This is a genomic window from Nitratidesulfovibrio sp. SRB-5 (assembly GCF_019931275.1).
Taxonomy (GTDB): domain Bacteria; phylum Desulfobacterota; class Desulfovibrionia; order Desulfovibrionales; family Desulfovibrionaceae; genus Cupidesulfovibrio.
In genome coordinates this window covers 1,574,902-1,597,613 of sequence record NZ_JAIOTY010000002.1, presented here as the reverse complement: position 1 = coordinate 1,597,613, position 22,712 = coordinate 1,574,902, and the positions used below count along the sequence as shown (strand labels likewise).

Annotated in this window: 18 protein-coding genes; 11 read left to right on the top strand and 7 right to left on the bottom strand. The window is 66.5% G+C overall.

The window, feature by feature from the left end:
- The first annotated feature begins 10 nt into the window (after nucleotides 1–10).
- The 9 genes from prfB to K6142_RS13880 all read left to right on the top strand — a co-directional run bounded on the left by prfB (nucleotide 11) and on the right by K6142_RS13880 (nucleotide 9,536).
- A protein-coding gene (prfB, locus tag K6142_RS13920) for a peptide chain release factor 2 (RefSeq protein ID WP_190245453.1) occupies nucleotides 11–1,142 on the top strand; the annotation gives its coding sequence in 2 pieces (ribosomal slippage) (nucleotides 11–85 and nucleotides 87–1,142; 1,131 coding nt in all).
- Nucleotides 1,123–2,076, top strand: coding sequence for a GGDEF domain-containing protein (locus tag K6142_RS13915; RefSeq protein WP_223290411.1), 954 nt, complete (start codon nucleotides 1,123–1,125; stop codon nucleotides 2,074–2,076). Before prfB ends, K6142_RS13915 begins: the two co-directional genes overlap by 20 nt.
- 24 nt (nucleotides 2,077–2,100) lie before the next feature.
- Nucleotides 2,101–2,919: a MinD/ParA family protein gene (locus K6142_RS13910; RefSeq protein WP_012611706.1), complete on the top strand. Its 819-nt coding sequence runs from the start codon at nucleotides 2,101–2,103 to the stop codon at nucleotides 2,917–2,919.
- A 137-nt stretch (nucleotides 2,920–3,056) separates the two neighbouring features.
- Entirely contained in the window at nucleotides 3,057–3,410 is a 354-nt protein-coding gene (locus tag K6142_RS13905; protein ID WP_223290412.1) for an HU family DNA-binding protein, read from the top strand.
- Between the two features lie 156 nt (nucleotides 3,411–3,566).
- Nucleotides 3,567–4,049, top strand: coding sequence for a hypothetical protein (locus K6142_RS13900; RefSeq protein WP_223380904.1), 483 nt, complete (start codon nucleotides 3,567–3,569; stop codon nucleotides 4,047–4,049).
- A 39-nt stretch (nucleotides 4,050–4,088) separates the two neighbouring features.
- Nucleotides 4,089–4,823 (top strand): hypothetical protein, encoded by a 735-nt coding sequence (locus K6142_RS13895; protein ID WP_223380903.1) that lies wholly within the window; start codon nucleotides 4,089–4,091, stop codon nucleotides 4,821–4,823.
- Between the two features lie 52 nt (nucleotides 4,824–4,875).
- Complete coding sequence (gene dapF, locus K6142_RS13890; protein WP_190244197.1) at nucleotides 4,876–5,724, top strand: diaminopimelate epimerase; 849 nt, start codon at nucleotides 4,876–4,878, stop codon at nucleotides 5,722–5,724.
- Between the two features lie 132 nt (nucleotides 5,725–5,856).
- Nucleotides 5,857–6,735, top strand: a complete 879-nt coding sequence (gene dapA, locus K6142_RS13885) for a 4-hydroxy-tetrahydrodipicolinate synthase (RefSeq protein ID WP_012611711.1) — start codon at nucleotides 5,857–5,859, stop codon at nucleotides 6,733–6,735.
- Nucleotides 6,736–7,226: 491 nt separating this feature from the next.
- On the top strand, nucleotides 7,227–9,536 hold the full coding sequence (locus K6142_RS13880) for a methyl-accepting chemotaxis protein (RefSeq protein WP_190244196.1): 2,310 nt from the start codon (nucleotides 7,227–7,229) through the stop codon (nucleotides 9,534–9,536).
- Nucleotides 9,537–9,752: 216 nt separating this feature from the next.
- On the opposite strand, the gene K6142_RS13875 is transcribed toward K6142_RS13880, so the two are convergent.
- The 6 genes from K6142_RS13875 to K6142_RS13850 form a co-directional block, all read right to left on the bottom strand.
- Complete coding sequence (locus K6142_RS13875) at nucleotides 9,753–10,487, bottom strand: cyclase family protein (protein WP_190244195.1); 735 nt, start codon at nucleotides 10,485–10,487, stop codon at nucleotides 9,753–9,755.
- The gene (locus tag K6142_RS13870) at nucleotides 10,484–12,091 is read right to left on the bottom strand and encodes an aspartate ammonia-lyase (RefSeq protein ID WP_223290272.1); all 1,608 of its coding nucleotides are present in this window, start codon (nucleotides 12,089–12,091) and stop codon (nucleotides 10,484–10,486) included. Before K6142_RS13870 ends, K6142_RS13875 begins: the two co-directional genes overlap by 4 nt.
- A 263-nt stretch (nucleotides 12,092–12,354) precedes the next feature.
- Nucleotides 12,355–12,891, bottom strand: a complete 537-nt coding sequence (locus K6142_RS13865) for a peptidylprolyl isomerase (RefSeq protein ID WP_223290271.1) — start codon at nucleotides 12,889–12,891, stop codon at nucleotides 12,355–12,357.
- A gap of 510 nt (nucleotides 12,892–13,401) precedes the next feature.
- Entirely contained in the window at nucleotides 13,402–15,990 is a 2,589-nt protein-coding gene (gene clpB / locus K6142_RS13860; RefSeq protein ID WP_190244194.1) for an ATP-dependent chaperone ClpB, read from the bottom strand.
- A gap of 197 nt (nucleotides 15,991–16,187) precedes the next feature.
- A complete protein-coding gene (locus K6142_RS13855) occupies nucleotides 16,188–16,538 on the bottom strand; it encodes a chaperone modulator CbpM (RefSeq protein ID WP_190244193.1) in 351 nt (116 codons plus the stop codon).
- Nucleotides 16,539–16,604: 66 nt separating this feature from the next.
- Entirely contained in the window at nucleotides 16,605–17,561 is a 957-nt protein-coding gene (locus tag K6142_RS13850) for a DnaJ C-terminal domain-containing protein (RefSeq protein WP_190244192.1), read from the bottom strand.
- Between the two features lie 356 nt (nucleotides 17,562–17,917).
- Here K6142_RS13850 and K6142_RS13845 point away from each other — a divergent pair, with 356 nt between their 5' ends.
- Together K6142_RS13845 and K6142_RS13840 are read left to right on the top strand one after the other, a co-directional pair.
- On the top strand, nucleotides 17,918–19,051 hold the full coding sequence (locus K6142_RS13845) for a polysaccharide deacetylase family protein (protein ID WP_190244191.1): 1,134 nt from the start codon (nucleotides 17,918–17,920) through the stop codon (nucleotides 19,049–19,051).
- Between the two features lie 451 nt (nucleotides 19,052–19,502).
- Nucleotides 19,503–21,401: an autotransporter outer membrane beta-barrel domain-containing protein gene (locus K6142_RS13840; RefSeq protein ID WP_190244190.1), complete on the top strand. Its 1,899-nt coding sequence runs from the start codon at nucleotides 19,503–19,505 to the stop codon at nucleotides 21,399–21,401.
- A 227-nt stretch (nucleotides 21,402–21,628) separates the two neighbouring features.
- Here the strand turns inward: K6142_RS13840 and K6142_RS13835 are convergent, their stop codons facing one another.
- Nucleotides 21,629–22,654, bottom strand: coding sequence for a threonine aldolase family protein (locus tag K6142_RS13835; RefSeq protein WP_190244189.1), 1,026 nt, complete (start codon nucleotides 22,652–22,654; stop codon nucleotides 21,629–21,631).
- Nucleotides 22,655–22,712: the final 58 nt, after the last annotated feature.

Sequence of the window (22,712 nt, the reverse complement as noted above, 5' to 3'; positions counted from 1 at the left end):
CACCATCCACATGCTTCAGCTTGCCGAATTGCGCGCGCGCAGCGCCGCCCTCATCGACCAGTACGCCTCCCTCTGGGGGCGTCTTTGACCTTGCGGGCAACCGCAACCGCCTCGACGAAATCGAGCGCCAGCTTTCCAGCCCCGACGCCTGGAACAACCCCGAAAAACTCACCCCGGTCTTGCAGGAAAAAAGCCAGCTCGAAGGCGAGATAACGCGCCTTGAGCGGCTGGAAACCTGCCGCCGCGACGTCACCGAATGGCTGACCTTGGCCGAGGAAGAGGAAGCCGCGGGCGAACCGGGGCAAGAGGCCCTGGAGTCGCTGGCCGAACAGGTGACGGTGCTGCAAAACCTGCTGCAGGAGACGGAGATGAACATGCTCCTCTCCGGCAAGGAAGACCGCATGCCCGCCATCGTGGAAATCCACCCCGGCGCGGGCGGCACCGAAGCCCAGGACTGGGCCGAGATGCTGGTGCGCATGTACCTGCGCTGGGCCGACACCCACGACATGAAGGCCGAATACCTGGATTACCTGGCGGGCGACGAGGCGGGCGTGAAAAGCGTCACCCTGCGCATGGCCGGGCCCAACGCCTACGGCCTGCTGAAGGGCGAAAAAGGCATCCACCGTCTCATCCGCATCTCGCCGTTCGATTCGTCGGGTCGTCGGCACACCTCCTTCGCCTCTGTGGACGTGATCCCCGACGTGGGCCAGGAAATCACCGTGGACATCAAGGACACGGACCTGCGCATCGACATCTTCCGCTCCAGCGGCCCCGGCGGCCAGAGCGTGAACACCACCAGTTCCGCCGTGCGCATCACCCACCTGCCCACGGGCATTTCCGCCCAGTGCCAGAACGAAAAGTCGCAGCACAGCAACCGCGACACGGCCATGCAGATCCTGCGCGCCCGCCTGTACGAACTGGAACTGCGCAAGCTGGAAGAAGAGAAAAAGGCCCAGTACGCGGGCAAGGACGCCATCGGCTTCGGCAGCCAGATCCGCACCTACACGCTGCAACCGTACCGCCTTGTGAAGGACCACCGCACCAATACGGAAATTGGCGACGTCGAGGCCGTGCTGGACGGCCGCATCGATCAGCTCCTGCGGGACTATCTGCTGTACCTCCATGGCCAGAAAACCAACTGACGCCGACCATTCCGCCAAGGCTGACCAATTCCCCCAGCCCGAGCACGCCCCCCAGGCTCCCCAAGCGGGAGACACCGGCGATTCCGCCCAGTTGCTGGACGAACTGGACGCCCTGCGCCGCGCGCTGGCCGAAGAAGCCGCGCGCAACGCGCCCGACACTCCGGACATGCCTGACGACGAGCCCATCGACGGCCCCCTGCTGGCCGTGGCCCGGCTGTTTCCGGGAATGACCCGGCACCGCTGGCTGGCACTGGCCGAAGAACACGGGCTGCGCCAGTGGTTCGCCATCGACCTGGACAAGAGCACCAACTTCAACCTGCGCGAACTGCAAAAGGCCGTGGAAGAGCTGGCCCACCAGCGCGACCACGACCCCCTCACCGGCCTGATGAACCGCCGGGCCTTCCTGCGCCAGGTCGAGTTGGAACTGCAACGGGTGCACCGGGGCGGCGCGGAACTTTGCCTGGCCATGCTGGACCTGGACGACTTCAAGCGGGTCAACGACACCTGGGGCCACGCCTGCGGCGACCTTGTGCTGCGGCGCATGGCCGACCTGCTGCGCGACGCCACCCGGGCCTACGACGTGGCAGCCCGCATCGGCGGCGAGGAATTCGTGCTGCTGCTGCCGGGGGCCACGCCCATGCGCGCCCAGGCCCTGCTGGAGCGGCTGTTGCAAGACATGCGCGACGAAACCTTCGAGTGCCGGGGCGCAACCTTCCGGATCAGCTTTTCGGCGGGCATCGCCGGGTGCAAGGGCGCCACGGTGTGCCGGGCCGAAGAACTGCTGGACCGGGCGGACAAGGCCCTGTACGAGGCCAAGGCCTCGGGCAAGGCCCGCGTGCGGGTGCACCGGCTGTCGGGCGTGCCCGACTACGACCGCTCGACCATGGTGCAGTCGGACGAGAAGCAGTTTCTTTTTTCGGGAAATGACGACTAGCCGGTCCTGATGCACGGACAAAACATGACGCAGAACACCACACTCAGCGTTTCCATACTCAGCGGCAAGGGGGGCGTGGGCAAGACCAACATCGCCCTCAACCTCGGCTACTGCCTGTACCGCGGCGGGCACCCCCTGCTGCTCATGGACTGCGACCTCGGGCTGGCCAACCTGGACGTGCTGCTGGGCATTGCCCCGGACAGGAACATGCAGGACCTTCTGGACAGCGACGCCGCCCCGCGCGACATCGCCGTGCCCATCGAGCAGGGCGGCTTCGACTTCCTGCCCGCCGCATCGGGCGTGCCCGAACTGGTGGAGATGGACGGCGACATGCGCGCCCTGCTGGTGCGCAAGCTGGAACCGCTGTTCTCGCACTACGACTTCCTGTTCCTGGACCTTGGCGCGGGCATCAACCCCACGGTGCTGGCCTTCGCCGCCATGACCCAGTTGCGCATCGTCATCGTGACGCCGGAACCCACCTCGCTCACCGACAGCTATGCGCTGATGAAGGTGCTTTCCACCCAGCACGGGGTGCGCGACTTCTTCGTCATCGTGAACCAGGCGGAATCGCGCAAGGAAGAGACGCAGACCTTCGAACGTCTGGCCGCCGCCTGCCGCAAGTTCCTGGACATCGAGCCGCAGTTTCTGGGCGGCGTGCGCCTGGACAAGGCCCTGCCCGACGCGGTGCGCAAGCAGAAGCCGCTGATGCGCGTTGCCCCGCAATCGCCTGCGGCACAAGACCTTTTCTCCATCGCCGTCAAGCTGCAACGCATGCGTTCCGCTCTGTTGCCGGAGCTGGCCGACAGGCATCCGTTGCGCGCACTTTCGGAAGAGGCATATTAACCCCTTGAAACCTTGACCATCTTCGGCCATAGTGCGTTCATCGTCTTTGGAATTGCCACGGAACCCCACCCTACCCCCAGTGGAAGGGATCTCCTGGCAAGGCTTCAGCGCATCCGGCGGCAGGCACCACGCCACGCATCGCACGCTACAGGCTACGTCACCCGGGGCGCAACGAGCCGCCCCCACCGCAGCACCGCCGCACCACGGAGGATTCCATGAACAAGAGCGAACTCATCAAGACGCTGTCCGAAGAGACGAACATCCCCATCGAGGAAGCCGCCATGGTCGTGAACACCTTCGTGGACAACATGAAGGAAGCGCTGGCCGATGGCGACCGCGTGGAAATCCGCGGTTTCGGCAGCTTCAAGGTCAAGGACTACGGCGGCTACTCCGGTCGCAACCCCAAGACCGGCGACATGGTCGTCGTTCAGCCCAAACGCCTGCCCTTCTTCCGCGCCGGGAAGGAACTGAAAGAATTCCTCAACGATTAGGCGATGTCCTCGCAGTCATCGCCTGACGGCACGGCGGCACGGGCTCTCCGTGCCGCCGCCCCGACGCTTCGCCCGCATCCGCCCCATCCTTTCCGTTTCACCCAGCCGCGCCCGCACGGGACTGCGGCGTGGCTGTGTTGTTGCCTGCTGCATGTGATGCTGTGCGCGCTGCTGGTGGCGTGCGCCCCGTCGGGCCAGACCGGGCAATCCGGCGCTGCCGGGCCGTCCGGCCCCGCTGCCGCCACGGCCATGGCCCCCGCGCAGGATGCCCCGGTCGCAACAGGCAGCCTGACAGGCAGCCCGACAGACGGCCAGACCGGCGGCACCGCACCGGCATCGCCCGCCATGGCGCGCGACGGCCTGCCCACGGGCCTGCCCTTTGCCTCCGCCGGCGAGCCGCGCGTGCACATGCCCGCGCCAGCGGCACCGCCCGCAACCGAAACCGCTCCTGTTGCCGCCCCGCGCGGCCTGGCCGATTTCGCACTGGTGCAGCCACAAGGCCAGGATGGTCCGAGCGGACAGGACGGGCCGTACGCCACGGCGGCACAGGGAGCCTTCGGCGATGCATCCGGCAGGCCGGTACTGCGCATCCTCTACAACGCCAGCACCAAGGGGACACTGCACCCCTGCCCCTCCTGAGGGGGCGGCACCTCTGGTGGGCTTGCCCGGCGGGCGAGCATGTACAAGCAATGGCGCGGTCAGGACGGCATCCCGACCCTGGTGCTGGCCGGTCCCGACGAATTCGCCCCGGACGCCGGAGAAGACGCGGCGGGCCGCCTGGCATCCATGACGCGCAAGGCCTACGACCTGCTGCGCGTGGACGACGGCTACCTGTCCGCCGCTGCCGCCGCCTGGTTCCGCGACCATGCGGGCGGTGCCCCCAAGGGCTTCCGCGAGGTGGGCGGCGAACCCGTCACCCGCCTGCATCGCGTGGCGGGCGACAACGGCGCCGAGCGCACCGTGGCCGTGGTCTTCCTGCCCGCGCTGCCCAAGCCGTGGGAAGACCCCAGCCCCGCCATGGCCGCGCAGGCGGCGCAGGCCGGGCTGGCCGCGCGCGGCCGGGCCGACCTGGTCATCGGCGTGGCCGGATGGGGCGGCCTGGGCGAGCGGCGCTATCTGGCGGAGCTTGGTCAGGCCTTCCACATCCTGCTCGGCGGGGGCATCGGCACCGGTTTCGACGGGGTCGTGGACGGCGCGGCACCTTCGCTGCTATGGTCCCGGCCAGACATGCAGGGAAGAAGCGTCAACGTGGTGGACGTACTGGCCTGGCCCCAGCGGGTTCAGGGCCTTTCGCAGCCCCGGCACTGGATCGTGGGCATAGATATTTCCGTCCGGCAGGTCCCCCTGAAGGACGCCGTGGAGCCGGATCCTGCCGTCGAGGCGGTCGTCGGCACGGTTCCCGCCGTGTGGTAGGCAGCGCAACGCGCGCCCGCCCCGGTCCCGGCCAACACAAGGAGCACGCAGCATGAGCGGCAAGGCACGCACCGTACCCATCCACAAGCTGCATGGGTGCGGTAACGACTTCGTATTCATCGACAACCGGGCACTGGGCCTGCCCGTCGCGGCCATGCCCGACTGGGCCCGCTCCGTGTGCCGCCGCGCTTTCGGCGTGGGCGCCGACGGCCTCGTCTTTCTGGATGAAACGCCGAAAGACCGCGAAGGCGACTATATCTGGCACTTCTACAATGCCGACGGCTCGCGCGCCGAAATGTGCGGCAACGCTTCGCGCTGCGCCGCGCTGCTGGCTGTGGAACTGGGCTTTGCCGGGCCGAAGCACGTCTTCGGCACCGATGCCGGGCTCATCCGCGCCGAGGCCGACGTGGCCGCCGGAATGGCCAAGGTGGAACTGACCCCGCCGCGCGACCTGACCCTGGGCATCGAACTGGACCTTGGCGAAGGCCGCGACATGGTGCACTTCGTGAACACCGGGGTACCCCATGCCGTGGTGTTCAAACGCGACGCCTCGGTCGTGGACGTGCGCACACTGGGCGCGGCGTTGCGCCGCCACGCGCACTTCGCGCCTGCGGGCACCAACGCCAACTTCGCGCAGGTCATCGACCGCAGGAACATCCACCTGCGCACCTTCGAACGCGGCGTGGAGGACGAAACCTACGCCTGCGGCACGGGGGCGGCTGCGGGCGCGTTCATCGCGCATGCGCTGGGGCTTGCGGAATCCACGGTGAATGTCAGGAGCTCCGGCGGCGAAATCCTTGGCATATCCATTGAAGGCGGCTCGGTGTTCCTTTCCGGCAAGGCCGTGCGCGTCTTCTCTGGCGAGATGTTCCTGGAAGGGCTGGGGCTGGCCCTGGCGTAACGCACCCGGCCCGCCGGGCTCCCTTGCCGTTGCCGCGCGATTCAGGCCGTGCGGCACAGGCAGGAGCGGCGGCCCCACGGGCACGGCGTGTCGAAGGCCGGGGCAGCAGGTACCCGGCCCAAAGGAGGCAACATGCAGTTTCAAGGCGCTTTCACCGCTCTCGTCACGCCGTTCCGCAACGGCGAGGTGGACGAGGAACGCTACCGCGCGCTGGTCGAATGGCAGATCGAACAGGGCATCAACGGCCTTGTCCCCTGCGGCACCACCGGCGAATCGGCAACGCTCACCCACCAGGAACACAAGGACGTCATCCGCATCTGCGTCGAGCAGGTCAAGGGCCGCGTGCCCGTGCTGGCGGGCGCCGGTTCCAACAACACCCGCGAGGCGGTGGAGCTTACCCGCTACGCCAAGCAGGCCGGGGCCGACGGCGCGCTGCTGATCACCCCGTACTACAACAAGCCCACCCAGGAAGGGTTGTACCAGCACTTCAAGGCCATTGCCGCCGAAGTGCCCATGCCCTTCATCGTGTACAACGTGCCCAGCCGCACCGGCACCAACCTGTGTCCGGAAACCCTGGCCCGCATGAAGCGCGACATCCCCGAGGTGATCGGGGTCAAGGAAGCCACCGGCAACCTGATCCAGGTCTCGGAGATCATCGAATACTGCGGCGCCGACTTCCAGGTGCTGTCGGGCGACGACTTCACCGTGCTGCCCCTGCTGGCCGTGGGCGGCTGCGGGGTCATCTCGGTGAGCTCCAACGTGGTGCCCGCCAAGATGTCCGAGCTGTGCCGCGCCTTCTTCGAGGGCGACCTGGCCACCGCGCGCCGGGTGCATTACGAGATCGCGTCCATCAACCGCGCCATGTTCCTGGAAACCAACCCCATCCCGGTCAAGACGGCCCTGTCCATGATGGGCAGGATCGAACTGGAACTGCGCCTGCCCATGGTGCCGTTGCAGCCCGCCAACCAGTCGCGCCTGCGCGACATCCTGTCTGCGGCGGGCATCGTCTAGCCACCGGACACGGGGCCGCTACCGCGCGGCCCGCACGCGAAGCATCAGACCATACCACGGGGGACGCCGCACGGCGTCCTCCGTTCGTTTTTCCCGGTCTTGGCGTACAGTCCCACCCGCTTCCGTCCGCACCCCGCCCGTGTCGGAAAAGGGCTGCGCCCTCCGTTGGGCACGAGACACACCGCAACCCGCCGCAATGGGGCCGAGCGGACTGCAACGAACCGCCGCCGTTCACGAAACATCTTCCGCAGCAGACGCATGACCGGGCCGCGCCTGCGCCATGCGCCCGGTGTGCACCCCGCGACCGGTGCAAAACCCCTTGGCAGTGGTCGCGCTTCCGGCTAGCTTGTTACATGGGCCGATACGAGAGAATACGCGGACCTTGCCCCCCGCCGCCTCATCGACGTATCCCGCATGCCCGTCGAGCCTAAACAACCGCCGGATTGTGTCGATAAGCCCCACAAGAGATACACTGTTCCCGGGAGTACCGCATGCGCTTCAAGAGCATCTCCACGCAGATCACCGTCCTTACCGGCGGGCTGGTCATCTTCTTCATGTGCGCGTTCGTGTTCATTGCGTCCAAGACCTCCTACGACGGCATGCTGCGCAGCGAAACCGCCAACATGGTCCAGGTGGGACAGCAGATCGAAAAGGTGGCGGAAGACTTCGTGACCGGCAACCTCACCGCCGTGCGCGGGCTGACCCAGCAAAAGGCGCTGGCCAGCGGGGTGCTGTACGGCAGCGCCAGCCTGGTCATGAAGGACCAGTTGCAGCAGACCCTGAAGGGCAATCCGCATTACGCCGCCATCTTTGCGTTCGATGCCGCGGGCAAGGTGCTCTACGGGTATACCGACGACGGACAGGAGATTTCCGGCAAGCCACTGGAGATGCCCGACGTGCTCGCCGCAGTCGCCGCGGGCAAGGAATTCATCGACAGCACGCCGCTCAAGGGCCCCAAGGGGGATGTGCTGTTCACCATCGCCGCCCCGGTGCTGAACGTCATGGGGCAATCGGGCGGGGGCATCGCCATCACCCTCGACTGGACCAGCTTCAGCGACCGCTTCGTGGGAAGCGTGAAGTTCGGCCAGCAGGGGTACCCCTTCGTGCTTGACGCCAAGGGGCGCTTCCTCTCGCATCCCAACAAGGCCCTGCTGCTCACCGACGCGGCGCAGTACGACTTCGCCCGCGCTGTCCTGGCGCAGCAGACGACACAGTTCGAATACCTCTGGGACGGCAAGACGAAAATCCTCGTCAGCTGCACCATGCCCATAACGGGCTGGAAAATATGTTCTTCTGCCTACGAAGACGATCTGGCCACCGTGGCGCGCCAGCAGCGCATGCTGCTGGCAATAATGGGGCTGGTGGCCATCGTGGCCTTGACCGGCTCCATCGTGCTGCTTACCCGGCGCCTCATTCTCGGACCCATGAACCGCATCCGGCAATTCGCCGGGCAGGTGGCGCAGGGCGACCTGCGCGCCGTCATGGACGGCGCCTACCATTTCGAACTGGACGAACTGGCCTCCTCCATCCGGATCATGGTGGCCGAGCTGAAGGAAAAGCTGGGGTTCTCGCAGAGCGTGCTGGAGGCCATGGTGGTGCCCGTGCTGATCGTTGACCGCGAGGAACGCACGGTGTTCACCAACAAGGCCTGCATGGACATGCTGGAAATCGACACCGACCCCAAGGCGCAGTATGGCCGCACCCTGGCCGAGGTGTTCTACAACGAGCCGGGCCGCAAGACCGCCGTGGGCCGGGCCATGAACGAGAAGACCAGCATCAAGAACCTGGAGGTGGTCATCGCCGGCCACAAGGGCGGCAAGGTGGACGTGCTGGCCAACGTCACCTACCTCCAGGATCTGGACGGCAACGTCATCGGCGGCTTCTGCCTGTACATCGACACCACCGAGATGAAGCGCCAGGCCGCCATCATCGCGGAACAGAACGAACGCATCGCCCGCGCCTCGGCAGAGGCGGATGACGTGGCCTCGCAACTGGCCACCGCGTCGGAGCAGCTTTCGGCGCAGATCGAACAGTCCGCGCGCGGCTCGGACATCCAGCGCGAGCGCACCGCCGAGGCGGCCACCGCCATGGAACAGATGAACGCCAGCGTGCTCGAAGTGGCCCGCAATGCGGGCGGCGCCGCCGAAATGGCCGAAAAGGCCAAGGTCCGCGCCCAAGAAGGGGCCGAGGTGGTGGACGGCTCCGTGCGCACCATCCAGCATGCCCATGAGCTGGCATCGCACCTCAAGTCCGACATGGCCGAACTGGGCACCCAGGCCCAGGGCATAGGCCAGATCATGAACGTCATCGCCGACATCGCGGACCAGACCAACCTGCTGGCGCTGAACGCCGCCATCGAGGCGGCACGGGCCGGTGACGCCGGGCGCGGCTTTGCCGTGGTGGCCGACGAGGTGCGCAAGCTGGCCGAAAAGACCATGACCGCCACCAACGAGGTGGGCAGCGCCATCCGGGGCATTCAGGAAAGCGCGCGCAAGAATATCGCCAATACCGAAAAGGCCACCGCCGCCATAGAGGAAGGCACGGGCATGGCCCGCCGCTCCGGCGACGTGCTGCGCGAAATAGTGGGCCTTGTGGAGAGCACGGCGGACCAGGTGCGGTCCATCGCCACGGCGTCGGAACAGCAGTCCGCCGCAAGCGAGGAAATCAACCGCTCAACCGACGAGATTACCCGCATCGCCGCCGAAACGGCGGAAGCCATGCGCCATTCGGCGCAGGCGGTGGAAGACGTCTCGCGGCTGGCTTCGGACCTGAAGCGGATTATTGGCGACATGCACAGCTAGGGGGTGTGGGCGGAGTCAGGTGTTCTTCTCCGTTCACCATGCCGTAAATTGCAAGACAAGCCGGGTGAGCTAGGAACTGCCTCCAAAGCAGGATTTCGTTCGTTGGCGAGGAAAACAAGCCTGCCATGAGGGAGTATACTCTTATCGTATTCGACCGACATGGCAGGCGATGTTTGACGACGCCAACGGGCAAAAAAGACAATTTGGAGGTAGTTCCTACGGCACGAACGCCGTTACGGCCACCGGCGCTCCGGTGCCGCCGCACAGCCCCAGCGGCGCAAGCAGCACGTGCGCCCCGGTGGCGGGCAACCCGTCCAGGGCGGCCAGGCATTCCACCACCACGGCCCCGGCGGCCAGGGCCATGCGGTTGCACAAGAACTCCGCGTCGTCCGGGGCGTCCACCCCGTGCGTGTCGATGCCGATGCCCCCCGCGCCCCGTTCGTGCACCAGCAGGTGCACGGCAGCAGGCGTGAACGAAGGGAACTGCATGGGCGGCGCATCCCCCGGACCGGCGCGCAGCGCGCCCCACTGCACCCCCATGAACCGGTCGGGATCGGACCACAGGCGATGCCAGCCGGTGTTGCACACGAACAGGCCGCCGCGCGGCACGCGGCCATGGGCCGCTTCCCAGTCCAGCACGTCGTCCGGGGTGCAGCGCGTGCCGGGGTCTGCCGCCGCCCTGCCGCGCAGATCCAGCATGGCAAGGGGCAGCAGCAGCGGCCACGGCGCCGCCGTGCGCACGTCCGCCCCGCCGGGCAGGAAGGACAGCGGCGCATTGACGTGGGTGCCGCTGTGCTCGCCCATGGCGAAGACGCGCAGGTCGTAGCCGTCTTCTTCGCGGCTGGCCACATCCAGAAAGGTTACCGGCGGGTCACCGGGCCAGCGCGGCATGCCGCTGCCGATGGGATGCGCAAGGTCCGCCAGACGGGTGAAGGTCAGGCCACGGGTCATGCGTCCTCCTCACCGGGCTCACCGGGCTCACCGGGCTCACCGGGCTCACCGGGCTCATCGGACGCATCCGGCCCGTCCGGCCCATCCGGTCCATCCCGCCCCGCTGGCCCATACGCCCCATCCGGCCGGGCGCCCTGCTTCGCCGTTCCCTTGCCCACAGCCTCCCGCCCTGCCGCATCCTGCCGCAGGCCGCCGTTGCGATGCCCGCGCACGTCGCGCGGGCCAAGCATCTTGGCCGGGTCCATCAGGTCGTCGTAGTCTTCCGGCCGCATCAGCCCCCGCTCCACCAGCAGGTCGCGCGGGGTGCGCCCGGTGGCGCGGGCGTCCTTGACCACCGTTGCCGCCGCCTCGTAGCCGATGACCGGCGCCAGCGCGGTGACCATGCCCAGCGAGCCGTGCAGCAGTTCCAGGCAGCGTTCGCGGTTGGCGGTGATGCCCTCCACGCAGCGCACCCGCAGGATGCGCGCCGCCCGCGTCAGGATTTCCAGCGACTGGAACAGGTTGCAGGCCATGATGGGGCCGAACACGTTCAGTTCCAGCTGTCCCGCCTCTGCCGCCAGGGTCACCGTAAGGTCGTTGCCGATGACCTGCTGGCAGACCTGGTTGACCAGTTCCGGGATCACCGGGTTGACCTTCCCGGGCATGATGCTGGACCCCGGCTGCACGGCGGGCAGGGATATTTCGCCAAGGCCCGTGAACGGCCCGGACGAGAGCAGGCGCAGGTCGTTGCAGATCTTGGAAAGCTTCACCGCCACCCGTTTCAGCAGCCCGGAAAGGGTGACGTAGGCCCCGGCGTCGCTGGTGGCTTCCACAAGGTTGGGCGAAAGCGAGAGCGGCAGCCCGGTGATGTCCGCCAGCCGGTCGCAGACCAGCGGCGCGTAGCCGGGCACGGTGTTGATGCCCGTGCCCACTGCGGTTGCGCCGATGTTCACCTCGCACAGCAGGCGAGCCACCTCGACTAGGCGGTCGATGTCCTCGCCCACGGTCACCCCGTAAGCCGCGAATTCCGCGCCCAGAGTGATGGGCACGGCATCCTGCAACTGGGTGCGGGCCATCTTGATGACGTCGGCAAAGGCCTCGCCCTTGGCGTGGAAGGCGTCGCGCAGTTCGCGCAGCGAGGCGCCAAGGTCACGCGCATACCATACAAGGGCAATGCGGAATGCCGTGGGGTACACGTCGTTGGTGGACTGCGAGAGATTGACGTGGTTCAGCGGGCTGACCACGCCGTATTCGCCGCGCGCCCTGCCCATCAGTTCCAGCGCGCGGTTGGCGATGACCTCGTTGGCGTTCATGTTCACCGAGGTGCCCGCCCCGCCCTGGATGATGTCCACAACGAACTGCTCGTCAAAGCGGCCTTCGCGCACTTCGCGGCAGGCCTGCACGATGGCCTGCCCCACGTCGCCGTCCAGCAGGCCCAGTTCCATGTTGGCCAGGGCGGCGGCCTTCTTCACCGATGCCAGCGCCTGCACGAAGCGCGGATGGCGGCCAATGGTCAGCCCGGTAACGTCGAAATTCTCCAGCGCCCGCAGGGTCTGCACGCCGTAATAGGCGTGGGCGGGCACCTTGCGTTCGCCAAGGCTGTCGCGCTCGATGCGGTATTCCATGAGGGATGTCGTCCTTGCTTCCGGGGTGTCAGGAGCCGGGATACCGGAATTGTGCCGTGGCGGCCCGTGCCGTTCGTGCTGATGGGGCACTGCCCGTCATGTCCGTCATGTCCAGTATGGCGGGCATGGCGGGCACGCACGGTTGCAGCATACCACCCTTGCCGCCGCCCGCCTATGGGCAGCGCCGCCACGCAAAAGCGCCCCGCCACCCGGATGGGGTGCGGGGCGCCTGTGATGCAATGCCGTAATGCCGTGAGCGCAGGCTACTTCGCCGCCGGGGGCAGCACGGTGGCCTTCTTGATGACCACGGGGGTGGTGGGCACGTTTTCGAACGAACCCACGGTGGCGGTGCGCACGGCCTTGATCTTGTCCACCACGTCGGTGCCTTCGATCACCTTGCCGAACACGGCGTAGCCCCAGCCCTGCATGGTGGGCGCGCGGTGGTCGAGGAAGGCGTTGTCCTTCACGTTGATGAAGAACTGGGCGGTGGCGGAATGCGGAGCCATGGTGCGGGCCATGGCCAGGGTGTACTTTTCGTTGCGCAGGCCGTTGTTGGCCTCGTTCTCGACGGGCTCGCGGGTGGGCTTTTCGTGCATCTTCTCGTCGTAGCCGCCGCCTTGGATCATGAAGCCGTCGATGACGCGGTGGAAGATGGTGCCGTCGTAATGGCCCGCCGCGACGTATTCGCGGAAGTTGGCGGCGGACTTGGGGGCCTTTTCGTCATCCAGTTCGATGACGATGTCGCCCATGCTCGTTTCCAGCTTGATCACCGTGTGTCCCCTCTGTGCCGAAGCCGCCATGGCGGTTCCGTGACCTGCAAACGCGAAAAGGGCCGTAAGCGCGGCCAGCAGCAACCAACGCATGTTCTGCTCCGGGATTGTGAAAGTTGGATGGGCGAACCGCCCGTGCCGGTGCCATTACCAGAAGCGCCACCGCAGGGCAATCGGCATGGCATACCAATGGCGGAGGGGGCGGTATCAGGCTCTGGCAAGAAAGGGGCACGCGGTTGCGGCGGTTTTCAAGGTACTCTTCAAACGCTTTCTTGAACTTCCCACAAAATATTACCGAGTACCTTTAAGCCACGCGGACCAAGGTCGCCCTTATTAAAAAGTTTGGGGGGAACGGCAGCCGTTGCACGAGCGCCCCGCGCGAGTGCTTACGGATGGCGACAGCAACGCGGGGTTCGGGGAGGGAGACCCTTTGCGGCAGCCGTTAGGTGAGCTTGCGAACCTTACGGATGGCGACCGCAGCGCGCAAAGGGTCCCCTCCCCGACGCATTTCTCTCAATATACGTTCAAGATTGCGGCAAGTTACTCAAACGTCAGCTTGTCCAGCCGCACCCCGATGGTCACGTGCTGCCCGTCCTTCAGGTCGCCCGAGATCAGGCGGCGGGCCAGCGGCGTTTCCACGTTGGTTTGCAGGTAGCGCCGCAGGGGCCGTGCGCCGTACACCGGGTCGTAGGCGGATTCGGCGATGAAGTCGCGCGCCGCGTCGGAAAGGTCCACGGTGATCTTGCGTTCGGCAAGACGCCCCCGCAGCTTGCCCAGCAAGAGTTCCACGATACGCCCGATCTGCTCGGGCAGCAGCGGGCGGAACATGACGATCTCGTCCACCCGGTTCAGGAACTCGGGCCGGAAGTGGCGGCGCATCTCGTCCATCACCTTGTCGCGCACGCCAGGGCGGAATTCCCCACCCTCGGTGATGCCGTCCAGCAGGTGCGACGACCCGATGTTGGATGTCATGATGATGATGGTGTTCTTGAAATCCACGGTGCGGCCATGGCTGTCGGTAAGCCGTCCGTCGTCCAGGATTTGCAGCAGCACGTTGAACACGTCGGCGTGGGCCTTTTCTATCTCGTCGAACAGCACCACGCTATACGGCTTGCGGCGCACGGCCTCGGTCAGCTGGCCGCCCTCGTCATAGCCCACGTAGCCGGGGGGCGCCCCGATGAGCCGGGCCACCGCGTGCTTCTCCATGTATTCGCTCATGTCGATGCGCACGATGTTGTCCTCGCTGTCGAACAGCGATTCCGCCAGCGTCTTGCACAGCTCGGTCTTGCCCACGCCCGTGGGGCCAAGAAAGATGAACGACCCGATGGGCCGCCCGGGGTCGGACAACCCGGCCCGGGCGCGCAGCACGGCTTCGGCCACTGCCTGCACGGCCTCGTCCTGGCCCACCACGCGCTCGTGCAGCACGTCGCCCAGGCGCAGCAGCTTCTCGCGCTCCGATTCCAGCAGCCGGGTGACGGGGATGCCCGTCCAGCGGGCCACGATTTCGGCCACGTCGTCGGGGCGCACCTCTTCCTTGAGCAGGCGATTCTCGTCGTCGCCGCGTTCGGCGGCAGCCAGCTTGCGCTCAAGCTCCAGCAGCCTGGAATACTTCAGTTCCGCCGCGCGGTTGAGGTCGTAGTTGCGTTCCGCCTCGTCGATGGCCAGGCGGGTGCGTTCGATCTCTTCCTTGATGGTGCGCACGGCGTCGATGGAGCCCTTTTCGCGTTCCCACTGGGCCAGCAGGGTGGCCTGGCTGGCCCGCAGGTCGGCCAGTTCGTTCTCCAGCTTTTCCAGCCGCTCGCGCGAGGCGGCGTCCGTCTCGCGGCGCAGGGCCTCGCGCTCGATCTCAAGCTGCATGACCTTGCGGTTCACCTCGTCCAGTTCGGCGGGCAGCGAATCGATTTCGGTGCGGATCAGCGCCGCCGCCTCGTCGATGAGGTCGATGGCCTTGTCCGGCAACTGGCGGTCGGTGATGTAGCGGTGCGACAGGGTCACCGCCTCGACGATGGCCGAATCGCTGATGCGCACGCCGTGGTGCACCTCGAACCGTTCGCGCAGGCCGCGCAGGATGGAAATGGTGTCCTCCACCGTGGGCTCGTCCACCACCACCGGCTGGAAGCGGCGTTCCAGCGCCGGATCCTTCTCGATGTACTTGCGGTACTCGTCCAGGGTGGTGGCGCCGATGCAGTGCAACTCGCCCCGCGCCAGCATGGGTTTGAGCAGGTTGCCCGCATCCATGGCCCCGTCGGTCTTGCCCGCGCCCACGATGGTGTGCAGTTCGTCAATGAACATGACGATGCGGCCCTCGGCCTTTTCCACTTCCTTCAGCACCGCCTTCAACCGTTCCTCGAACTCGCCCCGGTACTTGGCCCCGGCGATGAGCGCGCCCATGTCCAGCGCGAACAGGCTGCGGTTCTTCAGGCCCTCGGGCACGTCGCCCTTCAGGATGCGGTGGGCGAGGCCTTCGACGATGGCCGTCTTGCCCACGCCCGCCTCGCCGATGAGCACGGGGTTGTTCTTGGTGCGCCGCGACAGGATGCGCACCACACGGCGGATTTCCGCGTCGCGCCCGATGACCGGGTCCAGCTTGCCCTTTCGGGCTTCTTCCACCAGGTCGCGCCCGTACTTCTGGAGCGCCTCGTAGGTGTCCTCCGGATTCTGCGAGGTGACGCGCTGCGCGCCGCGCACGTCTTCCAGCACGGCCAGCAGCTTGTCCTGGGTCAGACCGAATTCGCGGGCCACGCGGCCCATGTCGGTGGAGGGCGGTTCTTCCAGAAAGGCGCAGATGAGGTGTTCAACGCTGACGTACTCGTCCTTGAGCCGCTTGGCGAAGTCCTGCGCGCGCACCAGGGCCTGGTTCAGGCGCTGGGTGACGTATATCTGCCCCTGGGCCGCGCCGGGGCCGCTGACCGCCGGGCGCTTCTGCAACGCCGCTTCGAGGGCGGCGGCGAAGGCGTCTGGCTTGTAGCCCGCCCGTTCCAGCAGGCGCGGCACCAGCCCCTGCTCCTGACGGACCAGGGCCAGCGCGGCGTGCTCCACGTCCACCTGCTGGTGCCCGAGGCGCACGGCGGTGGACTGTGCCTCTGCAATGGCCTGCTGCGATTTTTCGGTAAACTTGTTGATGTCCATATCGTTCGTTCCCCCTTGCCCGGCGGACCGGGCGCGAGCTTCGATGTGCCGAGGGCGGCTGCCAGCTTCCCCGGCCTGAATGCCGGGGGCGGCGCGCCCGTGGCGGAAAATTTCGCGCTGCCCGGTGCGGATGCACCGCTGCCGGGCCGCGCAATCATCTGGTCATGGCGTGACCCGAACGCTACGAGGCCATGACGCTACCGCTGGGCCTCAAGCTCGCGCACGCGCCGCTCCAGCCGGTCGATACGGTCCAGCAGGTCCACCACGATGGAACCGCCAAGACTGTTCAGTTCGAAGTCGGCGCAGATGCGTTCCAGCTTGCGGGTGCGGTACACGTCCACACGGCGGAACAGGTAGCCTTCGCCCGCCGTGCGGCGCGGCTCCAGCCAGCCCAGTTCTATCAGTTCGCCAAGGCGGCTGGGGTGCACGCCCGACACCTGAAGGAATTCCGCCCAGGCGATGAATTCCGAACGGATGGGCAGTTCGCCACCCTGCGCAAGGCCGTGCCCCCGGTCATATCCGTGCTCGTTGCCGTCATCGGGGTACATGTGGTGTCACCTCCGGATGCAAGTCATGTCGGCGGGGTTCCGCGCCGGTTCCGGTCGTCCTGTCTGCTAGTCGCGCGCCCGGAACGCCGAGGTCCGGGCCAGTTCTTCCCACAGTTCCCGTTCGCGCGGGGTGGCTTCTCCCGGCGTGCGGATGCCGATGCGCACGTACTGGTCGCCGCGCGCCGCGCCCGTGCCCAGCCCCTTGCCGCGCAGGCGCAGCTTGCGCCCGCTGCACGCGCCGGGGGCCACGGTGACATCCACCTCGCCGTCCAGCGTGGGCACGCGCACCGTGGCGCCAAGGGCCGCTTCCCACGGGGCCAGTTGCAGGTCGTAGATCACGTTGTCGCCGTCCAGGGTAAACTGCGGATGCGGGGCCATGCGCACCTTCAGGTACAGGTCGCCCGCCGGGCCGCCGCCCATGCCGGGGTCGCCCTGCCCGGCAAGGCGGATGCGTCCGCCTTCACGTACGCCGGAGGGAATGTTCACCTCCAGCGTCTTGGTGCCCCCGCCCGCTTCGCGCAGGGTCACGGCCTTGCGACCGCCCCGGTAGGCTTCTTCGAGCGTCAGCGAGAATTCGGCCTCCACGTCGCGGCCCCGCCGCTGCCGGGCGGAAAAGTTGCCGAACGGGTCCGGGCCGAAGCCGCCCTGACCTCCCGGCCCGCGCGCCCGCGCCCCGCCGCCGCCGAACAGCGTCTCGAAGAAGTCGCTGAACCCGGCCCCTTCAAAGCCGCGCCCGCCACCAAAGTCGAAGCGCACGTTCTCGAAGCCGGGCGCACCCTGAAACTGCTGTCCGTGCTGCCAGTTGGGACCGAGCTGATCGTAGAGCCGACGCTTCTCGTCGTCCTTGAGCACCTCGTAGGCTTCGTTGATTTCCTTGAAGCGCTCTTCCGCGTTCTTGTCGCCGGGGTTCAGGTCCGGGTGATACTTGCGGGCAAGCTTCTTGTACGCCTTCGAGATGTCGTCGCGCGACGAGGATCGCTCCACGCCCAGCAATTTGTAATAGTCCTTGTATTCGACTGCCATCTCGTATAGCTCTCCTTTAGCGTCAATGAGGCTGCAAACCTGCTGCCATTGTAGGATAATCCGACGCGCTCCGGTGTCAAGCGCCTTGCGTCAAAAGGCCGACGGACAATGTGCCCGTTGTTTGCCGCCCTGCCTTGCCGGATGCCTTTGCGGACGTCTCTCCGGATGCCTTTGCGGACGTCTTGCCGGATACCTGAGGGCGCCTTGCCAGCGATGGCCGTCGTCACGTCCCGCGCCCCCCCGTGTCCCTCGTCCCCCTCGACGGGCGCAGCCCGCTGCGCTACAGACGCCGAAAGGGACCGTGCTTCACGCCCCGCCCTTTCATACCCCCAAACCGGCACCGCCACCGTCACCGCATGTCCGCATCCCGTCCCGCCGCATCCGCTGGCCTGAAAAGCCTGCCCGTGCTGATGTACCACTACGTCAGCCGCAAGAAGAATTCCATCGCCGTCCACCCCGACACCTTCGAGGCCCACTGCCGGGCCATGCGCCGCGCCGGATGGACCGGCATCAGCCTGGCCGAGGCCGAGGCGTACCTGCTGGGCGAAACCTCGTTGCCGCCGCGCAGCGCGCTGATCACCTTCGACGACGGGTTTCTGGACAACTACGTCTACGCCTGGCCCATCCTGAAGAAGTACGGACACAAGGGCGTCATCTTTGCCGTGGCGGGCAAGCTGGAGCAGGGCGCGCCCCGCCCCACCCTGGACGACGTGCGCGCGGGCCGCATCCGCGAAGACGGCCTGCCCCGCGTGGACGCCCCCTTCGTGCCGCACGTACTGGGTTTTGACGAGCGCAAGGACCTGTTCTGCAACTGGGACGAGGCGCGGTTGATGGAGGCCGACGGCACCATGGCCGTGGCCGCCCACTCCCACTGGCACCACGCCGTGTTCGCCAAGCCGGAATACACGGGCTTTCACGCCCCCGCCCATCGTTCACGCACCTTCGACCGGGTGGACTTTGCCGTGCCGTGGGGGCTGCCCGCCTTTGCCCAACGCCCCGCCCTGCTGCACCGCGCCTTCGTGCCCGACCCGCAACTGGTGGAGGCCATTCGCGCCATGGTCCCCCAGGACAAGGCCGCGGCCTACGCCTTTTTCCAGGATTCCGGCAAGGTGCGTGAACTGGAAAATCTGGTGGCCGCCTTTGCCGCCACGCCGTCCGGCCTTGGCAAGCCGGAATCCGATGCCGACAGAACCGCCCGCATGACCCGCGAACTGGCCGCCTGCGCCTCCACCCTGGCCGACGAACTGGGGCACCCCGTGCGCTCGCTGTGCTGGCCATGGGGCGCCTATTGCGACGAGGCCCGCGACATCGCGCGGGCCCAGGGCTTTTCCGTGTTCTTCGCCACCACCATGGGGCCGAACCCGCCGGGCTGCGCCGCCCACGTCCACCGTTTCAAGGCCAAGGACAAGCCCGCCTCGTGGCTCATGCTGCGCCTGATGTTGTATTCGCTCCCGTGGCTTGCCCGGCTGTATGCCAAAGTACGGCTGTAAGCAAAGCACGGGCAGAAGCGTAGCATCGCGCCCCAACCCCCTGCTTTCCAGTGGCACCACAGCGTTGCCGCCTGCCTCACGGCGAACCAATGGCCGAACCTGTTGCAGGCCATGGCGCGAAACAGATTGCAGGACATATTGCAGAAACCTGCGCATAACCGGACGCGGAACCATCTGATGCAGTACTGTGGAAAAGCCCCTGCATGCAGCTTTGGGCATTTTTGCCCAAAATACCACACCGCCTCCTTGCCAGGGGCCTTCATATGCTGCCCATACGGGGCGAAATAGATTTACAAGGCCAGAACATCCTGTTATCATTGATCTCGTGCAGACAATTCCCCAAACGGCTGATGCCGCAATAAATGCCCGATGCCAGCGTGTGCTGCACCGGGCATATTTGCACCCGCAAACCGTCAGGGGAAACACCACGTCACGACATCAGGAGGGTCTCATGGTCTTGCTCTTGCGCCTGTGGCTTTCACAGGCAACCGAACCTTCGCGGCGCACGCGCAGCCATTCCGCGCGCGCTGCGGCGGCGCTACTCTTTCTCGCGCTGCTCGCGCCGGGCGCGCCCCTGTGGGCCGCCAACTCTGGCGGCACCACCGAAACCTTACCGGGCTTCGAATTCGCGCATTCCGGCTACGTTGGCAGCTTTCAGCCCGGCGCCACTGACGCCACGGGCGGGAACCTCACCATCGACACAGGCATTACCGGCCCCATAATCGGCGGCTACAGCGATGGCGGCAACGCCAATGGCAACCGGGTAACAATCACCGGCGGCACACATATCGGCGAAGGGATATACGGCGGCTTCAGCGACGGTTCAGGCAACGCCAGCAACAACATCGTAACCATCACTGGCGGCACCATAAGCTACATGGTATTCGGGGGGTATTCCCGGGGTGGCACCGCCACCGGCAACACCCTGCGCATTTTCGGCAACCCCACACTGAGCGCTGGTCTTGTTGGCGGTCGCGTGTTTGGCCCCGCCGGTGACTACCGCACCGGCAACACACTGGAAATCCATACCCTGAACCTTCAGGCAGCGGGCATCGAAGGGTTCCAGCACTTCCGCTTCTACCTGCCTGATACGGTCCGGGCGGGCGATACGGTGCTCACCGTGAATAACGGAGTTGTTATCGAGACACCCTCCAGCGGCCCTTCCACCGCCCCTACCACCGTGGGCGTGGGCATTGAGGGCGGCGGAACCCCGCTGGCCGTCAACGACACCGTTACCCTCATCAAAAGCACCGGTGCCCTCTACGCCGACACGGGCATGACCAACACCACAACGGGCATGGCGGGCATTTCCAGCCTCTACACCTTCGGCCTGGAAAAAATCGGCAACAGCCTGGTGGCCCGGGTTACCAGCATTGAGCAGACGGACGAAAGCGCGCGCAAATCCCCGTCCGAGGGCAAGGCGGCCAACGTCGCCCTTGTGACACAGGGCGCGGACCTTGCGGCCGGGCCGGGCATGGGCAACGCGCGCGCGGCAGCCGTCCTTGGCGCGGACAACATGGCGCAGGCAGGCTGGGCTGGCTTTGGCGCCACGTCCGGCGGCACATCCCGCTATGCAACCGGCTCTCACGTGGACATGCAGAGCTTCTCGCTCATGACCGGTCTGGCCAAACGCCTGCCGGTAAGCGGCGCGGACCTGCTTGTGGGGGCCTTCTTCGAAACAAGCGTCGGCTCCTACGACAGCCACAACGAAACGGCTGCGGGCGAAAGCATCACGGCCCGGGGCGACAGCCGGTCCGCTGGCGGCGGCCTGCTGGGCCGGGTGGAAGCCACCGAAGGCATGGCGCGCGGGCTGTACGCCGAGGCAACGGTGCGCGCGGGCAGGCTCAGTTCCGACTACAGGAGCGACGACCTGAACCCCACGCTGGGAGAAGCCGAGTACGACATCAACGTCGCCTACTACGGTGCGCACGCGGGCGTGGGGTATATCTGGAACATCAGCGAACAGGCCTGGCTTGACCTGTACGGCAAGTACTTCTGGACGCACACCACGGGGGCGGACGTGCGCATACTGGGCGACCCGGTAACGTTCGACGACGTGGATTCGTACCGCACCCGCCTTGGGGCGCGCTTTGGCTACGCGCTGAACAAATGCATCACGCCGTACACCGGCGCGGCATGGGAATATGAATTCGACGGCACGGCGCACAGCGTGGTGGCCGGAGTTGACGCACCCGCGCCAACCCTGAAGGGCGGCACGGGCGTGGGCGAGATGGGCATCATATGGAAGCCCCTGCCGGACAGCGGCTTTTCGCTCGACCTTGGCGCACAGGGCTACACCGGCGTACGCGAAGGCGTGGGCGGCAACCTGTCGCTGATGTACGAGTTCTGATGTCCCCCTGATATCCGGCCTGGCTGCGGCATGGCGGCTGCCCGCTTGCCGCGGCAACAAAGCGTGGCCGGAATTTCGCCCCAGGCTGCTGCATGCGGGCAATGATTGTTACGACTACGATGTATCGAACAAGCTTTCCGTACAAATGCATGAGTGGGCGTATGCCGTTGCATACGCCCACTCTTTCATCATCCTGCCGCCGCAATCCTGCCGAAAAGCAGCCGTCCCTACCCCAGCGCCTTCACGGCGTCGGTGAATTCCCGCACGTCTTCTTCGGTGGTGTCGAAGCTGGTCATCCAGCGCACCTCGTGCAGCACCGGGTCCCATTCGTAGAAATAGAAATCCTGCTGCAAGCGGGCGATGTGCTCGGGCGAAAGCCGGGCGAACACAGCGTTGGCCTCCACGGGCCGGGTGATGGTGACGTGCGGCAGGCCGCGCAGGCTGTCGGCCATCAGTCGGGCCATGGCGTTGGCGTTGCGGGCGTTTTCCAGCCACAGGCCGTCGTGCAGCATTTCCATGAACTGGGCGGCGATGAAGCGCATCTTGGAAATGAGCTGCATGCCCTGCTTGCGGATGAAGTTGAACTCGCGCGACAGTTCCGGGTTGAAGAAGATCACCGCCTCGCCGAACATCATGCCGTTCTTGGTGCCGCCAAAGGACAGCACGTCCACGCCCGCATCGCGGGTCAGCGCCGCAAGGCTCACGTCCAGCGCCGCCGCAGCGTTGGCCAGCCGGGCGCCGTCCATGTGCAGCAGCATGCCGTTGGCATGGGCAAAGTCGGCCAGGGCGCGGATTTGCGCCGGGGAATACACCGTGCCCAGTTCCGTGGACTGGGTGATGGAAATGACCCGCGGCTGGCTGTGGTGGAAGTTGCCGATCATGTGCAGCAGCGGCACCACGTCCATGACCCGGATGCGCCCGTCGTGCGAGGGGATGACCTGCAACTTGGACCCGGTCACCGATTCCGGCGCGCCGCATTCGTCCACGTTGATGTGGGCCACGTCCGCACAGACCACGGAATGCCAGGGCCGGGTCACGGCGCGCAGCCCAAGCACGTTGGCCGCCGTGCCCAGAAACACGAAATACATGTCGATGTCCGGCCCGAAGTGCCGGGCGAACACCTCTTTCGCCTGCTCGGTGTACGGGTCCTGCCCGTAGGGGCGGGCATGCCCGGCGTTGGCGCGTTCCATGGCGGCGAGAATGCGCGGGTGCACGCCCGAGGTGTTGTCGCTGGCGAAACTCTTGAGGCTCACTGGTGTGTCTCCTGCTGTGGATAGTGCGTGGCGGGCCTGCGGGTGCGGTCCGTCCGCC